At 62.7% G+C, this 1,607-nt stretch carries 1 protein-coding gene and 1 pseudogene; one reads left to right on the top strand and one right to left on the bottom strand.

All coding sequences use genetic code 11. The features are described from left to right. Nucleotides 1-226: 226 nt before the first annotated feature. Nucleotides 227-1,285 carry a beta-keto acid cleavage family enzyme gene (locus tag AC1DY5_RS54945; RefSeq protein WP_478122582.1) on the top strand — a complete coding sequence of 353 codons (1,059 nt, stop codon included), beginning with the start codon at nt 227-229 and terminating at the stop codon, nt 1,283-1,285. 187 nt (nt 1,286-1,472) lie between these two features. On the opposite strand, the pseudogene AC1DY5_RS54940 reads toward AC1DY5_RS54945, so the two are convergent. Then, nucleotides 1,473-1,607: pseudogene (locus tag AC1DY5_RS54940) on the bottom strand (ParA family protein); the annotation flags it as partial.

Here is a 1,607-nt window from a genome sequence, read left to right as displayed (position 1 = left end):
GAATTGCTCAAAGCCATGGCCACGGCCGAAGTGAAAAGCCAGTTGCTTATGCTGGGCATGCAGGCCGGCGATCCCTTGCAGGGCATCGATGAACTGGACAAGCAGCTCCGGCGCGACAACGAACGCACTGGCCAGTTGTTGCGCTCGATCAACTACACGCCCTGACCCGACCTTGCCGAGCCCGTTTCGGCCCGGCCCTTCCTTTCCTTCTCACCGGCAGTTCATCATGCACTTTCTTGACGGACATCTGTTCCCCGAAAATCAGCAACCCCTGATCATCACCGCCGCGCCCTACGCGCCCTCGTGGATGCCCTCCGATTTTCCGGAGGACATTCCGGTCACGATGGAAGCGCAGATCCAGAAGGCGGTGGATTGCTACAACGCCGGCGCCACGGTGCTGCACCTGCACGTGCGCGAACTCGACGGCAAGGGCAGCAAGCGCCTGTCCAAGTTCAACGAACTGATCGCCGGCGTGCGCGCCCGCGTGCCCGAAATGATCATCCAGGTGGGCGGCTCGATCAGCTTCGCGCCCGAGACCGATGGTGCGGCGGCCAAGTGGCTCTCCGACGACACGCGCCACATGCTGGCCGAACTCGACCCCAAGCCCGACCAGGTCACGGTGACGATCAACACGTCACAAATGAACATCCTCGAGCAGTTCGACATCCGGGACATCAAGGGCACCTCAATGGAAGACCCCGACGTCTTCAATGCCTACAAGGAGATGACGGTGCCGGCCCAGCCGGGCTGGGCCGAGGAGCACATCCGCCGCCTTACCAAGGCCGGCATCCAGAGCGCCTTCCAGTGCTACAACATCAACAGCTTCGAATCTGTCGAGCGCCTGATGCGGCGCGGCATCTACAARGGCCCGCTGGTCATGAACTGGGTGGCGATCGGCGGTGGCATGGACGCACCGAATATCTACAACCTGGCCAACTTCGTGCGTGCCGCACCGGACGGCGCGGTRCTGACAGTGGAAAGCTCGGTTCTCAACGTGCTGCCCGTCAACATGATGGGCATCGCCATGGGCCTGCACGTGCGCACCGGCACCGAGGACAACCTCTGGAACCAGTCGCGCACCGCGAAGATCGGCACGGTGGCGCAGATCGAGCAGCTGGTGCGCATCTCGCGCGAGTTCGGCCGGCCCATCGCCACCGCCCAGCAGGCGCGCGAGATCAGCAAGATCGGCGTCTTCTACGACACGGTGGAAGAAAGCCTGCTGGCCAACGGCTTTGCGCCCAACCGCAACGGCGCCCAGCAGGGCTTCCTGCGCAAGGCGGCTTGAGGGCCAATGCCGAACCGCGAGGTCATCATCGCGTGGTGCCTCGTGATTCGCTCGGCGGCAGGGCATCGCAGTCGGTCTGGGAGCCGAAATGCAAACGTTCGCTCACTGAATCGCTCTCCCCCAAAAAGGCCGCGTAACCCGGGGCCCAAGCGCTACTCGGACAGGGGCAACCTCACCTAGACGACACCTAGATGTTGAGCTCGTCGTGCAGCGCCACGAATTCCTGAGCCAGCTTGTGACGCGGCTCAAGGTAGATCATCGGCGTGGCGTGTTGATGGCTCTCGCGAATCCTCACGGATTGCGAGAGATAGGAATTCAGGAC

Source organism: Variovorax sp. P4_D9, assembly GCF_056401695.1.
This window is presented reverse-complemented; position numbering and strand designations above follow the sequence as displayed.